At 71.7% G+C, this 13,568-nt stretch carries 16 protein-coding genes; 12 read left to right on the top strand and 4 right to left on the bottom strand.

What is annotated here, in order from left to right; genetic code table 11:
• The first annotated feature begins 384 nt into the window (after window positions 1–384).
• Both ACYVK5_RS25210 and ACYVK5_RS25205 read left to right on the top strand, forming a co-directional pair.
• Window positions 385–1,146 (top strand): GTP pyrophosphokinase, encoded by a 762-nt coding sequence (locus ACYVK5_RS25210; protein ID WP_460708912.1) that lies wholly within the window; start codon window positions 385–387, stop codon window positions 1,144–1,146.
• Window positions 1,147–1,161: 15 nt separating this feature from the next.
• Entirely contained in the window at window positions 1,162–2,142 is a 981-nt protein-coding gene (locus ACYVK5_RS25205; RefSeq protein WP_460708910.1) for an NAD(P)-dependent alcohol dehydrogenase, read from the top strand.
• A gap of 17 nt (window positions 2,143–2,159) precedes the next feature.
• Here the strand turns inward: ACYVK5_RS25205 and ACYVK5_RS25200 are convergent, their stop codons facing one another.
• Window positions 2,160–2,393, bottom strand: a complete 234-nt coding sequence (locus tag ACYVK5_RS25200) for a helix-turn-helix domain-containing protein (RefSeq protein WP_460708908.1) — start codon at window positions 2,391–2,393, stop codon at window positions 2,160–2,162.
• 68 nt (window positions 2,394–2,461) lie between these two features.
• On the opposite strand from ACYVK5_RS25200, the gene ACYVK5_RS25195 reads away from it, so the two are divergent.
• The 9 genes from ACYVK5_RS25195 (at window position 2,462) to ACYVK5_RS25155 (ending at window position 10,495) form a co-directional block, all read left to right on the top strand.
• Window positions 2,462–2,980 carry a gamma carbonic anhydrase family protein gene (locus ACYVK5_RS25195; protein WP_460708906.1) on the top strand — a complete coding sequence of 173 codons (519 nt, stop codon included), beginning with the start codon at window positions 2,462–2,464 and terminating at the stop codon, window positions 2,978–2,980.
• An 82-nt stretch (window positions 2,981–3,062) separates the two neighbouring features.
• The gene (locus tag ACYVK5_RS25190) at window positions 3,063–3,770 is read left to right on the top strand and encodes a hypothetical protein (RefSeq protein WP_460708904.1); all 708 of its coding nucleotides are present in this window, start codon (window positions 3,063–3,065) and stop codon (window positions 3,768–3,770) included.
• 64 nt (window positions 3,771–3,834) lie between these two features.
• Complete coding sequence (locus ACYVK5_RS25185) at window positions 3,835–4,515, top strand: DsbA family oxidoreductase (RefSeq protein WP_460708902.1); 681 nt, start codon at window positions 3,835–3,837, stop codon at window positions 4,513–4,515.
• A complete protein-coding gene (locus tag ACYVK5_RS25180) occupies window positions 4,508–4,684 on the top strand; it encodes a hypothetical protein (RefSeq protein ID WP_460708900.1) in 177 nt (58 codons plus the stop codon). The genes ACYVK5_RS25185 and ACYVK5_RS25180 overlap by 8 nt, the downstream gene beginning before the upstream one ends.
• Window positions 4,685–4,689: 5 nt before the next feature.
• On the top strand, window positions 4,690–5,286 hold the full coding sequence (locus ACYVK5_RS25175; RefSeq protein WP_460708898.1) for a YbaK/EbsC family protein: 597 nt from the start codon (window positions 4,690–4,692) through the stop codon (window positions 5,284–5,286).
• Window positions 5,287–5,344: 58 nt separating this feature from the next.
• Window positions 5,345–6,100: a 3-oxoacyl-ACP reductase FabG gene (fabG, locus tag ACYVK5_RS25170; protein WP_460708896.1), complete on the top strand. Its 756-nt coding sequence runs from the start codon at window positions 5,345–5,347 to the stop codon at window positions 6,098–6,100.
• 293 nt (window positions 6,101–6,393) lie between these two features.
• Entirely contained in the window at window positions 6,394–7,290 is an 897-nt protein-coding gene (locus ACYVK5_RS25165) for a DMT family transporter (protein ID WP_460708894.1), read from the top strand.
• Window positions 7,291–7,585: 295 nt separating this feature from the next.
• Window positions 7,586–9,406, top strand: coding sequence for an HNH endonuclease signature motif containing protein (locus ACYVK5_RS25160; protein WP_460708891.1), 1,821 nt, complete (start codon window positions 7,586–7,588; stop codon window positions 9,404–9,406).
• Between the two features lie 66 nt (window positions 9,407–9,472).
• Window positions 9,473–10,495 (top strand): LLM class flavin-dependent oxidoreductase, encoded by a 1,023-nt coding sequence (locus ACYVK5_RS25155; RefSeq protein WP_460708889.1) that lies wholly within the window; start codon window positions 9,473–9,475, stop codon window positions 10,493–10,495.
• Window positions 10,496–10,514: 19 nt separating this feature from the next.
• Here the strand turns inward: ACYVK5_RS25155 and ACYVK5_RS25150 are convergent, their stop codons facing one another.
• The gene (locus ACYVK5_RS25150; RefSeq protein WP_460708916.1) at window positions 10,515–11,135 is read right to left on the bottom strand and encodes a methylated-DNA--[protein]-cysteine S-methyltransferase; all 621 of its coding nucleotides are present in this window, start codon (window positions 11,133–11,135) and stop codon (window positions 10,515–10,517) included.
• Between the two features lie 230 nt (window positions 11,136–11,365).
• On the opposite strand from ACYVK5_RS25150, the gene ACYVK5_RS25145 reads away from it, so the two are divergent.
• Window positions 11,366–11,731 (top strand): TFIIB-type zinc ribbon-containing protein, encoded by a 366-nt coding sequence (locus ACYVK5_RS25145; RefSeq protein ID WP_460708887.1) that lies wholly within the window; start codon window positions 11,366–11,368, stop codon window positions 11,729–11,731.
• Between the two features lie 41 nt (window positions 11,732–11,772).
• Here the strand turns inward: ACYVK5_RS25145 and ACYVK5_RS25140 are convergent, their stop codons facing one another.
• Together ACYVK5_RS25140 and ACYVK5_RS25135 are read right to left on the bottom strand one after the other, a co-directional pair.
• Window positions 11,773–12,213, bottom strand: a complete 441-nt coding sequence (locus tag ACYVK5_RS25140; protein ID WP_460708885.1) for a GNAT family N-acetyltransferase — start codon at window positions 12,211–12,213, stop codon at window positions 11,773–11,775.
• A 34-nt stretch (window positions 12,214–12,247) separates the two neighbouring features.
• Window positions 12,248–13,516, bottom strand: coding sequence for an arginine deiminase (locus tag ACYVK5_RS25135; protein ID WP_460708883.1), 1,269 nt, complete (start codon window positions 13,514–13,516; stop codon window positions 12,248–12,250).
• Window positions 13,517–13,568: the final 52 nt, after the last annotated feature.

The following is a 13,568-nucleotide window of genomic DNA, read 5'->3' as shown; positions in this document are numbered from 1 at the left end:
CCGCCGTGCCGTCCATGCCGAGCGCCGACAGCAGCGCGTCCTGCGACCCGGTCGCGACCACAGCCCCGGCACCGGCGCCGAGGGTCAGGACGAGGACGCCCGAGACCAGCATCGTCGATCGCGAGCGCAGCCCTCGCGCAACACGCGCCGTCACGCGCTGCCCCTCGGTCAGTCCCTCCGGCGCCATTCCCGCTCCCGCTCTCACGGCGACCGCCCGGGCGGCGACCACACCGAACACCGGAACCTACCCGGCAAATACCAACACTTCGGGTGAATATCGTCCCTGAACGACGGCTGTGCACTCTTCGTTACCGAAACGAGACCTTGAGATCGCACAACCGATGTTCACGAACTCGTCACGCCGTACTGCCTAGGATCAGGGCCATGGACACGGTGGACCCGAGCGAGCTACGGGCAGTGATGCACGAGGTCCGCCGGATGGCGCTGACCTACAAGTTCGGCATCGACGAGGTGATGACGAAGATCTCGATCCTGCGCGACGAACTGCGCCACATGCAGCAGTACAACCCGGTCGAACACGTGGGCTCCCGGCTCAAGTCGCTCGACTCCATCGTCGCCAAGTGCCGGCGCAAGAACATCCCGTTCACGCCCGAGGGCATCCGCAAGCACATGTTCGACATCGCCGGCATCCGCGTGACCTGCAGCTTCGTCTCGGACATCTACCACGTGCGCGACATGCTCACCAAGCAGGCCGACATCACCGTGCTCGAGGAACGCGACTACATCGCCACCCCCAAGCCGAACGGCTACCGGTCGCTCCACCTCATCGTCCAGGTCCCCGTCTTCCTGTCCGACCGCGTCGAGGACGTCATCGTCGAGGTCCAGCTCCGCACCATCGCCATGGACTTCTGGGCCTCCCTCGAGCACAAGATCTACTACAAGTACGACCGCGAGGTCCCGCGACACCTCATCGACTCCCTCAAGCTCGCCGCCGACGTCGCCCAGTCCCTCGATACCTCCATGGAACGCATCCACGACGAGGTCAAGGAGCTGTCCGGCGGCACCGAACCCGCCGTCCGCCGCGACACCCTGCTCAGCCCCGAGGAGATCCTGCGCGAATTCTGGTCCGGCCGGTCCGACGACGCCCGCTTCGACGACCACGGCCGCCTCACCCGCGGCTCCTGACCGGAAGGAACCCCCGTGCGAGCGGTCATCCAGGACAGGTACGGCACCGCCGACGTCGTCCGGCTGGGCGATATCCCCCGCCCCGCACCCGCCCCCGGCGAAGTCCTCGTCCGCGTCCACGCCGCCTCCCTCAACGGCTCCGACCGCGAGAATCTCGCCGGCAGCCCCTTCTACGCGCGCGTCGGCGGCCTGCTGCGACCCCGCAACCCCGTCCCCGGCTCCGACGTCGCGGGCGTCGTGACCGCCGTCGGCCCCGACGTCACCGACCTCGCACCGGGCGACGAGGTCTACGGCGAACTCACCGGATACCGCGGAGCCCTCGCCGAATACGTCACCACCCCGCCGGCACTCCTCGCCCGCAAGCCGGCGGAACTCTCCTTCACCGACGCGGCCGCCCTGCCCCAGGCAGGCTGCATCGCCTGGCGCGCCATCCACAAGACAGGCAAGGTCCGGCCCGGGGACAAGGTCCTCGTCAACGGCGCGGGCGGAGCCGGTGGCGCGTTCGTCGTCGAGCTCGCCAAGCACGCCGGCGCGGAAGTGACCGCCGTCGACCGCGCGGACAAGGCCGACCACCTGCGCCGCCTCGGCGCCGACCACACGATCGACCACGAGACCGAGGACTGGGCCGACCACCCCGAACGCTACGACCTGATCGTCGACCTCGTCGCCCGCCGCTCCCCCTACCGCGTCCACCGGGCGCTCCGGCCCGGCGGCACCTACTTCGTGGTCGGCGGCCGCACCCGGACCCTCCTCGCCACGGTCGCCGCCGGCCCCGCGATCCGCTGGCTCACCGGCAAGCGGGTACGCGTCCTCGCGGTCCCGCAGAGCCGCGACGACCTGGTCACCGTCACACAGCTGCTCACCACCACCGCCGTCGTCCCCGTCATCGACCACGTCTATCCGCTCGACGAGGCGCTCGTGGCGTACGAGCGCCTCGCGAGCAGCGCGAACCGCGGCAAGATCGTGGTGGAGGTCGCCGCGGGCCGCGCCGGGTGAACTGCTCGCCGGCTGGCCTACTCGACCTCGCCGCGCGTGATCCGCTCCCTGACCAGCGCGTACTGGGTGGTGATGTACTCCTCGAAGCGGGAGCGCTCGATCCGCCAGACCTTCTTCGGCCCCACCTGGATGCCGGGCAGCTCCCCGCTGCGCAGCAGTCCGTAGACGATCGCGCTGGAGACGTCGAGCGTCTTGCAGACGTCGGTCAGCGTCATGAACCGGGAGTCGTCGGGCTTGTACTGACTTTCCATGCCGTACAGTCTCCCGGTTGCGACGGCCGGCCGTCCTCCCGACGCGCCCGGGACGTAAGGTGCGGTCCATGGCGACAGTTCTCCCTTTCGACGGCCATGAGCCGCAGATCGACCCGACGGCGTGGATCGCGCCGACGGCGACCCTCATCGGGCGCGTGACGATCGGCCCGCGCGCGAGCGTCTTCTACGGCGCGGTGCTGCGCGGCGACATGGACGAGATCACGCTCGGCGAGGGCAGCAACATCCAGGACAACTGCGTGGTGCACACGGACACGGGCGTCCCGACGCACATCGGGGCCTGGGTCGGCGTCGGGCACACGGCGATCATCCACGGCGCCACGGTCGAGGACGGCTGCCTCATCGGCATGGGTGCCAAGCTCCTGAACAACAGCGTGATCCGCGCCGGCGCGTTCGTCGCCGCCGGGGCGCTCGTGCGCGAGGGGCAGGAGATCCCGGCCGGGCACCTGGCCGCCGGACTGCCGGCGAAGGTGCGCGGCGAGCTGGACGACGCCGGCCGCGAGCGCGTCCGCGAGAACGCGCTGGAGTACCAGCGGCTGGCGGAGGCGCATCGCCGCTCGGTGGGCTGATCGGGGGCAGCGGGAGAGGCCGATCGGGTACGACGACGGAGCGGGTCGGCAAGCACCGCGGCGCCGGCGACACATACCGGGCATGAACCCACGACGAGCGAACTCACGACGAGCGAAGACGAATCCGCCGAGAGCCACGGATCTGCGTCGAGTCCCACGTCGGCTCCTCGGCACCGGACTCCTCGGCACCGGGCTGGCCGGTGTCCTGCTCCTGGGCGCCTGCGCCGGGCCCGCCGGTCCGGCGGCCGACGGCAACGAACCGGACACGACCGCGCCGCCCACGCCGGCGGCGCCCGGCCCGGTGACCGTCGTCACCATGGTTCTCCAGGAGGGTGACGGCCCGCCCGAGCTCTGCCTGGGCGGCGTCGCCTCGTCGTACCCACCTCAGTGCGGCGGCCCGGAGATCGCCGGCTGGGACTGGGATGCCGTCGAGTCCGAGTCCGCGCAGGACACCACCTGGGGCGAATACGCGGTGGAGGGCACCTGGGACGGCGAGACGTTCCACCTCACGCAGGCCGGGGCCACCCCGGACGAATGGCCCGAGCTCCCCGAGGACCCCCGGCGCGATCCGGGCAATGCCGGAGCGCTCGACCCCGACATGCCGCTGTCCGAGGCCGACGAGCTTCAGATCGAGATCTACGAGCACCTCGGCGGACTCAGCGGCTCGACCGAGAACGGCTACGTCTGGGTGACCGTCGCCTACGACGACGGCAGCGTCCAGCGCTACGCCGACGAGAAGTTCGGCGCGGACACGGTCGCGGTGATGTCGGCGCTGCGGGACGTCGAGTAAGCCGAGCATGCCGCGGCAGGGCCCGGCCGGAATTCCCCGGCGCCGCCCCGCGTTGTCGCCGGGCGTGAGCGAAACCCTCAAGATCGACATCTGGTCCGACGTCGCCTGCCCCTGGTGCTACATCGGCAAGCGGCGGCTCGAGTCCGCCCTCGACCGCATCACGGAGCGCGACGGCGCCCGACCGGACGTGACCATCGAATACCACTCCTTCGAGCTGTCGCCGGACACGCCCGTCGACTTCGAGGGCACCGTGACCGAGTTCCTGGCCGGGCACAAGGGCATCCCCCTGGACCAGGCCCGGCAGATGCAGGAGCACGTGGCCCAGCTCGCGGCCGCCGAGGGCGTGGAGTTCCGCACGGACGAGGTGCGGCACACCAAGACGCTCCGGGCCCACGAGCTGCTGCACCTGGCCAAGCGGCACGGCAAGCAGTACGAGATGAAGGAACGGCTGCTGCGGGCCTACTTCACCGACGGCCGGCACGTCGGTCACATCTCCGAGCTGGCCGACCTGGCCGCAGAGGCCGGCCTGGACCGGGACGAGGCGGTCGAGGCCCTCGAGAGCGGCCGGTTCGCCGACGACGTCGCCGCCGACATCGCCCAGGCCCGCGCCTACGGCATCAACGGCGTCCCGTTCTTCGTGCTCGACGGCCGGTACGGCGTCTCGGGCGCGCAGGACCCGGCGGTGTTCGTCCAGGCGATCGACGAGGCGACCCGGAACCAGGCGAAGGAGCCCGCCGATGTCTGAGGCCGACCGCAACGGCACCGCCGTCGAACCGGCAACCATCGAGTCGAGTGTCGCGGGCGGTCCCGCCGAGACGGCCGCGCCGCCGGCCGGCGCACCGGTCTTCAGCATGCTGGCCGACGACGGCGCCGCGTGCGTCGACGGGGTGTGCGCCCTCCCGGTGGCAGAGTAAGGCGCATGAACGCACAGTCCACGAACCGGCCGACCGATCTCCCCACGCTCGGCGACCTGACCTGGTCCCCCGCGCTCGACCACCCCGACCTGCTCGCGGAGCCTGTCCTGGCCGCGCTCCGCGCGTGGGCCGACGCGGAACCGGACGTCGCGACGGCCGTGGCCGTCACCGAGATCGACCCGGGCCACGCCGACACCGAGACGCTCAACGAGCTCCACGGGCTGCCGCCGGAGGCGTCCGCCAACTGCGTGGTCGTGGCGGGCAGGCGGGGCGAGGACGAGCGGATCGCCGGCGTCGTCGTCCCGGCGTCCACGTTCGCGGACGTGAACAAGCGCGTGCGCAAGCTGCTCGACGTGCGCAAGGCGTCGTTCATGGCGCAGGACCGCGCGGTGTCCGAGACCGGCATGGAGTACGGCGGGATCACGCCCGTCGGGCTCCCCGGCGGCTGGCGCGTGCTCGTGGACTCCCGGTTCGCCGAGCCCGGCACGCTCGCCCTCATGGGGTCGGGCGTGCGCCGGTCCAAGCTGCTGATGGCGGGCCCGTTGCTGTGCGCGGCGCCGGGCGTCGAGGTCATCGAGGACCTGGGCGTCGCGCGCTCGTGACCGTCCCGCCGTCGTCGTCCCGTACGCCAGACTGGGCACACACCGAGTAGAAGGGACGATGATGACCTCTCGTACCGCCATCGTGACCGGCGCCGCCCGTGGCATCGGAGCCGCGACCGCGAAGCGCCTCGCTCAGGAGGGCCACGCGGTCGCCGTGCTCGACCTGATGGAGGACCAGGCCAGGGCGACCGCCGAGGAGATCGTGGCCGACGGCGGCCGTGCGATCGCCGTCGGCGCCGACGTGTCCGACGAGGACTCCGTCGCGTCCGCCGTCGACCGCGTCGCGAGCGAGCTCGGGCCCCCGGCGATCCTCGTGAACAACGCCGGCATCCTGCGGGACAACCTGATCTTCAAGATGTCGGCAGACGACTGGGACGCGGTCATGGGGGTGCACCTGCGGGGCGCGTTCCTCATGACGCGGGCCGTGCAGACGCACATGGTCGCGGCGAGGTACGGGCGGATCGTGAACCTGTCGTCGACGTCGGCCCTGGGCAACCGCGGGCAGGTGAACTACGCCGCGGCCAAGGCCGGGATGCAGGGCTTCACCAAGACGCTCGCGATCGAGCTGGGCAGGTTCGGCGTCACCGCCAACGCGGTGGCGCCGGGGACGATCCGGACCGCGATGACCGAGGCGACGGCGGAGCGCATGGGCATCACCTTCGACGAACTCCTCGAGGGTGCTGCGGAGCGGATCCCGGTCGGGCGCGTCGGCCTCCCGGAGGACGTCGCGGCCGCCGTCGCGTTCTTCGCGTCGGAGGACGCGGGCTTCGTCTCGGGCCAGGTGCTGTATGTGGCTGGGGGCCCGCGGGGCTGAGTGCGCGTCCGGGGTGGCGGCCCCGCTGGATCCAGGTCGAACCCGCCGGGGAAGAAGGCGCCGCCCGCCCACTGGCCGTCGGTGCCCTGGAGGGCCAGGAGCGGGCATGCGGGCACGCGGGCGTGGTAACTTCCTGCCGTCGACCGAAGGGTGGCTAGGGTTCCGCCGCGTTCCGCGGGTCTGGTTCGAGCGCCACGGAAGGCCGGAGGCCATCCGGCTCGCACCTCATGGGACAGAAGCCTCGAGTGGAGACGTCGGCACGGTTCACCGTGCCCGCGCCCCGAGAGGTTCCCATGACCCGCTGGTTCCCCCTTGCCGACCGTTTTCCCGTCGCCGCGGCGCTCCTCGTCACCGTGCTCTGGTCCAGTTCCTGGGTGCTGATCAAACTGGGGCTCGACGACCTTCCGCCACTCACCTTCGCCGGACTGAGATACACCGTCGCCTCGGCGATCCTGCTGGCGGCGCTGCTCGCCGACCCGGGCGGGCGCCGGCAGGCCGCGACGCTGCCGGCCCGCACCTGGGGACGACTGGCCGCCCTCGGCGTGGTGATGTACGCGGTCACCCAGGGCGCGCAGTTCGTCGGGTTGTCGTTGCTTCCGGCCGCGACGCTCAGCCTGCTGCTGTCGTTCACGCCGTTGCTCGTGCTCGGTGGGTCGCGGCTCCTCCTGAACGAGCCGGGACGACCGGGGCAGCGGATCGGTGTCCTGCTCGCCCTCGGCGGGGCGATGCTCTACCTGTTGCCAGGGCTTGGTGTCACGAGTCTCGTCGGGCTCGCCGTGGGAGTGGTCGGCCTGGCCGCGAACGCCGGGGCCTCGATGCTGGGCCGGGCCGCCAATCGTGGCCATGACCTGCCCGCGCTGGTGGTGACGGCGCCGTCGATGGCGATCGGCGGTCTCCTGCTCGTCGTCACCGGGCTCCTGACGGAGCCCGCACCACGCCTCGACGCCGGCTCATGGGTGATCCTCGGCTGGCTCGCCGCGATCAACACCGCGTTCGCGTTCACCCTCTGGAACCACACGCTCCGGCATCTCAGCGCGACCGAGTCGAGCGCCGTCAACAACACGATGCTCATCCAGATCGCCCTGCTGGCCTGGTTGTTCCTCGGTGAGACGCCGAGCCCGCCGCAATGGGCAGGGATCGGTGCCGTGGCGCTCGGCACCTGGTGGGTGCAGCGGCCGCGGAGGCGCTGAGGAGGCCGGCCCGCTCGCGCAACGGCCACGCCTCGATCGATGGTCAGGAACCTCAGGCAGACGGAGGCACGGTTCCGATCTCGCCGGAAGGGCGTTGGGGTTCGGCGTGACGGGGCGGCAGGGCGGCGCTGCCACGGTGGGCTGCCTGCCACGCTGTTCGGCACCACCTGGGTGCAGCATCCGGCACCGGTTATCCACAGATTCTATCTTCGGGTAGCTGGCAGCCAGTGGCGATTATAGGATCGAACACGAAGCGGAAGGACTCGAATCCGGACATGTGAAAGGGGTGAGCGCGATGGAGGCGTTGACGTTGCACGACGGCGGTGCGGTGCGTCTGGACGTCGTGCTGCCCCAGGCGCCGTGGGCCGGTCCGGGAGTACTCGACGGTCCGGGGTCGGGCGGACGCGGGGCGGTGGATGACGGCGCGGTGGATGTGCTGGTGACGCAGGCGCGCTCGAGTGAACCGGGGCCGTGGCTCGCGGGCGTGCTGGAGGCCCTGGCCGCGCCCTGCACCGAGCCGGGCGGCGAGCCGGGTGTGCTGGGCCGGTTGGATGCGGTCGAGCTGGCTGGAGTCGTTGCCGCGGCGCAGCGCCTGGCCGGGTGGGCGCAGGCGCTCCAGGCACGAGCGGCCGCGGCACTGGTCACCGTCCAGGGCGGGATCCTGGGGATGGACCAGGCTGCGACCGTGGTCAAGGACCGCCTGCACGTCACCGCCGGCGAAGGCTCGATCATCGTCAACCGCGCCGACCGGTGCGCCCGCTTCCCGGACGTCCTGGACGCCCTGGACGCGGGCCGCATCGACGTACGCAAGGCCGACACCCTGCTGGGTGCGGGCGCCGAGCTGTCCGACGACGAACGCGACGCCGCGATCCAGGCCCTCCTGCCCGAAGCACCCACCCGCACCTGGAAGTGGCTGTCGGATCAGCTCAACGCGCTGGCCAACCGGCTGTACGGCAGCGGCGAGGAACTACAGGAAGCCGCGGCAGGATCGAACGTGTGGCTGGAGACGTCCGCGCCCGGGATGGGACTGCTGACCGCACTCATGCCCGCCAAGGACGCCGCCCGCGTGTTCAACGCCGTACAAGCCGGAGCCGACCAGCTCATGCGACAGCCGGGCCAGACCCGCCGGCGCGGGCAGGCCCGCGCCGCCGCACTCACCTCCCTGGTCACCGGGCGGATGGTCCCCCACCCCATCGACGAGACCCAGGACCCCGAGACGCCAGAAGCCGGGGACAACCCACCCACGGCCACCACCGGTGGCGTGCCCGCCGGCCCGACACGCCTGACGGTCCCCACCATCGCGCCGGGCACGCTCGTGCCACCCGTACGCGACACCGACCTGGTCGCCGTCCCCGACGAGGACGACGACGTACTGTCCACCGCACCCGCACCCGCTGCCCCTGCCGAGGCGGGCGTGGTGGTGCGCGCCATCGAGGTACCCGCCACCATCAACGTCACCGTCCCGGTGAGCGTGCTGGCCGACCCTACCCAGGACACACCCGGCGTCCTGGACCTGCTCGGCCCCATCCCCGCCGAGACCGCCCGCGACATCGCCGCCGAGGGCATCTGGCACCGCCTGGTGACCGACCCGATCACCGGCATCCTCACCGACTACTCCACCACCACCTACCAACCCCCCGAACGCCTGCGCCGAGCAGTCCAGGCCCGCGACCGCACCTGCATGAGCAGCGGCTGCGGAAAGCCCGCCGCGCGCTGCGACCTGGACCACATCCAACCCTTCGACCCCGACCACCGATACACACCGGGTGAACCCGGCCAGACCCGAGCCACCAACCTGCACGCCCTGTGCCGGCGCCACCACAACCTGAAGTCCTTGGCCGGATGGACCCTTGAACGCGACCCCGCCACCGGCACCGAGACCTGGACCAGCCCCACCGGCCACACCGAGGTCTACCGACCCGAGCCCATCGACCCATCAGCCCGCTACGCCCGCACAGCCGATATCAACACCGACGACGCGCCATGGACCCCACCCAGCGGGCTCACCCTCGCACGCCCACCACGCCCACCACGCACCCCACCGACCAGCACCCCACCACCAGGCCACACCCAGGAGCCCCACCGACCCGAAGCCGACACCCCGCCGCCCTTCTGACGCCCGGCCACCGCCACGCTCCCGCGCCCACGTGACACCGCCCCCGAAGAAAGGCAGGCTGACCTCGTGAAGCACATCGGATTTCTCTCCTTCGGGCACTGGACGCCGCACGCCTCGTCGCAGACCCGGTCCGCCGCGGACGCGCTCCTGCAGTCCATCGACCTGGCCGTTGCCGCCGAGGAGCTCGGGGCCGACGGCGCCTACTTCCGCGTGCACCACTTCGCCCGGCAGCTCGCGTCGCCGTTCCCGCTGCTGGCGGCAGTCGGTGCACGGACCTCGAGGATCGAGATCGGCACGGGCATCATCGACATGCGCTACGAGAATCCCGCCTACATGGCCGAGGACGCCGGCGCCGCGGACGTCATCGCCGGCGGCCGCCTGCAGCTCGGGATCTCGCGCGGGTCACCGGAACAGGTGATCGACGGCTGGCGGTACTTCGGCCACGAGCCTCGCGACGGCGAGTCCGACGCCGACATGGCCCGCCGGCACGCCGCCCGCTTCCTGGAGCTGCTGAAGGGTGAGGGATTCGCCGAGCCGAACCCTCGGCCGATGTTCCCCAACCCGCCCGGGCTGCTGCGCATCGAGCCCTGGTCCGAGGGGCTACGTGAGCGCATCTGGTGGGGCGCCGGCACCCGCGCCACCGCCGAGTGGACGGCTCAGCAGGGCATGAACCTGATGTCCTCGACCCTCCTGGCGGAGGACACCGGCGTTCCGTTCCACGAGCTGCAGGCCGAGCAGATCCAGCGGTTCCGTGAGGCCTGGGACGCGGCGGGCCACACCCGGGAGCCGCGCGTGTCCGTGTCGCGGTCGGTCTTCCCCATCACCGACGAGCGCGACCGGGCCTACTTCGGCATGGAGCGGTTCAGCACCGACCAGGTCGGGAACCTGCACGGGGCGGTCCGGGCCCGGTTCGGCAAGACGTACGCCGGCGAGATCGACGAGATCGTCGAGGACCTCGCCACCGACACCGCGATCGCCGCCGCCGACACCCTCCTGCTCACCGTGCCCAACCAGCTCGGTGTCGACTACAACGCACACGTGATCGAGAACGTCGTCAAGCACGTGGCCCCTGCCCTCGGCTGGCGGTGACCTCCGGCGGGAGGTGGCGTCACAGCTCGAACAGCGTCGGCTGTTCCATGAGGGCGCCCTCCCGCACCAGCATGCGGAGCTTGGTCCGGGCGCCACCCCGTGCCGAGAACCCCCCGATCTTGCCGCCCGCGGCCAGGACGCGATGGCACGGCACGATCGGCGGGAAAGGGTTGCGCCCGAGCGCCTGCCCCACGGCCTGCGCGGAGCCGGGCGCGCCCAGCAGGGCGGCGACCTCGCCGTAGGTGAGTGTCTCCCCGGGTGGGATCCTCCGCACGACCTCGTAGACGCGGCGGTCGAACTCCGGGACGGCTCCCATGTCCAGCTCGATGTCCGCCGTCGGCGTCGCGTCGCCCTCGCCGCCGTGGTCCAGCAGCCTCGTGACGCGCTCGACGGCCTCCGCCACGTCCGCCGTCGGCTCCGACTCGACGGCGCCCGGGTACCAGCGCCGCACGGCGCAGCGCACCTGGTCCGCCCCTCCCTGGGGCAGGGTGGAGCCGACGACGGCGCCGCCGACCCGCCAGACGATCGCGCAGTCCCCGACCCCTGTCGGGAACACGACGAACGCAAGGGGCTGCTCCACCTCGGGTCCCGCTTCGCTGTCCGCGCCCATGCTGTCCGCGCCCATGCTGTCCGCGCCCATGCTGTCCACGTCCATACAGTAGGCCGCGGCACCGACATCGACGGCGCACCACCGCTTCCGCCGCTCTCACGGTGGCGTGTCAGGTGACGCCCAGCCAGACGTCAGCTTCGCAGGGCACGCTGCCTCCCGGCCGCCTCACCTCCGGCGCTGCCGGCCACAGCCACCGGAACCGCCACCGTAACGAGTTCGTTGAGCCGGATCAGGAACCACGCAACAGAAGGAGCCCGACCATGCAGTGTCCTATCGATCAGGCGAACCTCGTGATGTCGGAACGCAAGGGGGTCGAGATCGACTACTGCCCGCAGTGCCGCGGCGTCTGGCTCGACCGGGGCGAGCTCGACAAGATCATCGACCGCTCCATCGACGCCGAGATCGCCGCGGAGAACGCGCGCCCCCAGGCAGTGCCGGGCCTCCCGCAACCCCCGGTCCCGGCCGCCGTCCCGCAGGCCCGGCCCGCCGTCCCGCAGCCGCAGTACCGCGACGATCGCGGCTACGACGGCGACCGCTACGACGACCGGCGCCGCGACCACTACGACCCCCGCTACAGCAAGCGCAAGCGCAAGGAGTCCTTCCTCGGCGAGCTGTTCGACTTCTGATCGCCCCGCCGGGCAGGGCCGGCCACCGCCGCAGCCCCCCGCTACACCCCCCGCGCGAAGTGGTACGACGCGATCCGGTACCGCTGCGCGAAGTACAGCCCGTGCGCGGCGGCGCGCTCGGGCTGCACGCCCGAGTCGAGGTGCACCTCGCGCGCGCCTTCCTCCTCGGCGATCTCGTGCACCCGCTCCAGGAGCGCGGAGGCGTGCCCCTTGCCGCGTTCCTCGGGCAGGGTCGACAGGTCGTCGACGTAGCAGTACCGGCCCCAGGCCAGGTTGGTGCCGAACCGGAAGCCCAGCGCGGCCACGGCGTCGACCCCGTTGCCCGCGTCGTCGTCGAAGGCCCCGAGCAGGCGGTAGCCCTCGGGCCGCTGCACGTCGTCGACGTGCTTCTCGAAGGAGTCCGCGTCGGTCAGGTGCGGGCGCAGGGCCTGCATCGCGCGGAAGACCAGGTTGGTGCTCGGGGGAAAAATCTCGAGGATCACGGGCGCCACCCTAGCGAAGCCCGGGCGAACCGCCTCACACCGCGTCGCGGATGATCGGGCAGGTCATGCAGTGTCCGCCACCCCGCCCGCGGCCCAGCTCACCGCCCGCGATCTCCAGCACCTCGATGCCCGCCTTGCGCAGCAGGTCGTTCGTGGTGGTGTTGCGGTCGTAGGTGAACACGACGCCGGGTTCGACGGCGACGGCATTGTTCCCGCTGTCCCACTGCTGCCGCTCGGACTCGTAGCTGTCCCCGCCGGTCTCGATCACGCGGAGCTCGTCCAGCCCCATGGCGCCGGCGACCACGTCGAGGAAGGACACGCCGGCGGAGCCCGACACCACCACCTCCCCGTCGTCCCCCGGCCGCAGCACGAACGGGTGCACGCCGTCCACGATCCGCGGGTACACCGTCACCGTGTCCACGTCCACGAACGTCATCACCGTGTCCAGGTGCATCGCCGCGCGCAGGCGCGGCATCCCCGCCACCACCACCCGCTCCGCCGCGCCCCCCGCGAACAACCGCGCCGCCACCTGCGTGATCGCCTGCCGCGAGGTGCGCTCCCCCATACCCATCAGGACGGTCCCGTTGCCCACGGGCATGATGTCCCCGCCCTCGAACGTGGCCTGACCGTGGTCCTCCTCCGGGTCGCCCCACCACACCCGCGACCCGACGAAGTCCGGGTGGAACTCGTACACCGCCTTCATCAGCAGCGTCTCGTCGCGTCGCGCCGGGTAGTAGAGCGGGTTCAGCGTGACGCCGCCGTACAGCCAGCACGTCGTGTCCCGCGTGAACAGGGTGTTCGGCAGCGGCGGCATGAGGAACTCCCGCTCGTCCGGCGAGAACGCCGCGAGCGCCCGGTGTCCCGGCGGCAGCTCCGGCACGTCCGACACGGCGAGCCCGCCGATCAGGTACTCGGCGAGGGTGTGCGGAGGCAGCGACTCGAGGTATTCGCGGGTGGCGTCGACGAGGCCGTCGCCCACGGTCTGCGGCACGATCTTGCGGTCCAGGAGCCAGTCGCGGGCGCCCGGCACGCGCAGGGTCTGCGCCAGGACGGCGTGCAGCTCGACGACCTCGACGCCGCGCGCCTCCAGTTCCCCGACGAAGGCGGCGTGGTCGGCCTGTGCGCGCTCGACCCAGAGGACGTCGTCGAACAGCAGGCTGTCGGAGTTCGACGGCGTGAGCCGGCGGTGGGCCTGCCCTGGTGCGCAGACGAGCACCTTGCGGAGCCTTCCCACCTCGGAGTGCACGCCGTAGGCGGCGGAGGGACGCGGGCCGGGGTTCTGGGTCTCAGAAGCGGTCGTCATAACCGCCAACGGTACGTCGGCGTCGGCGAACCGTGCAGCGGTAGGGTCGTCG

This window comes from Myceligenerans halotolerans (assembly GCF_054782975.1).
Note: the sequence above shows the minus strand (reverse complement) of the source record. Positions and strands in the feature narration are given on the sequence as shown.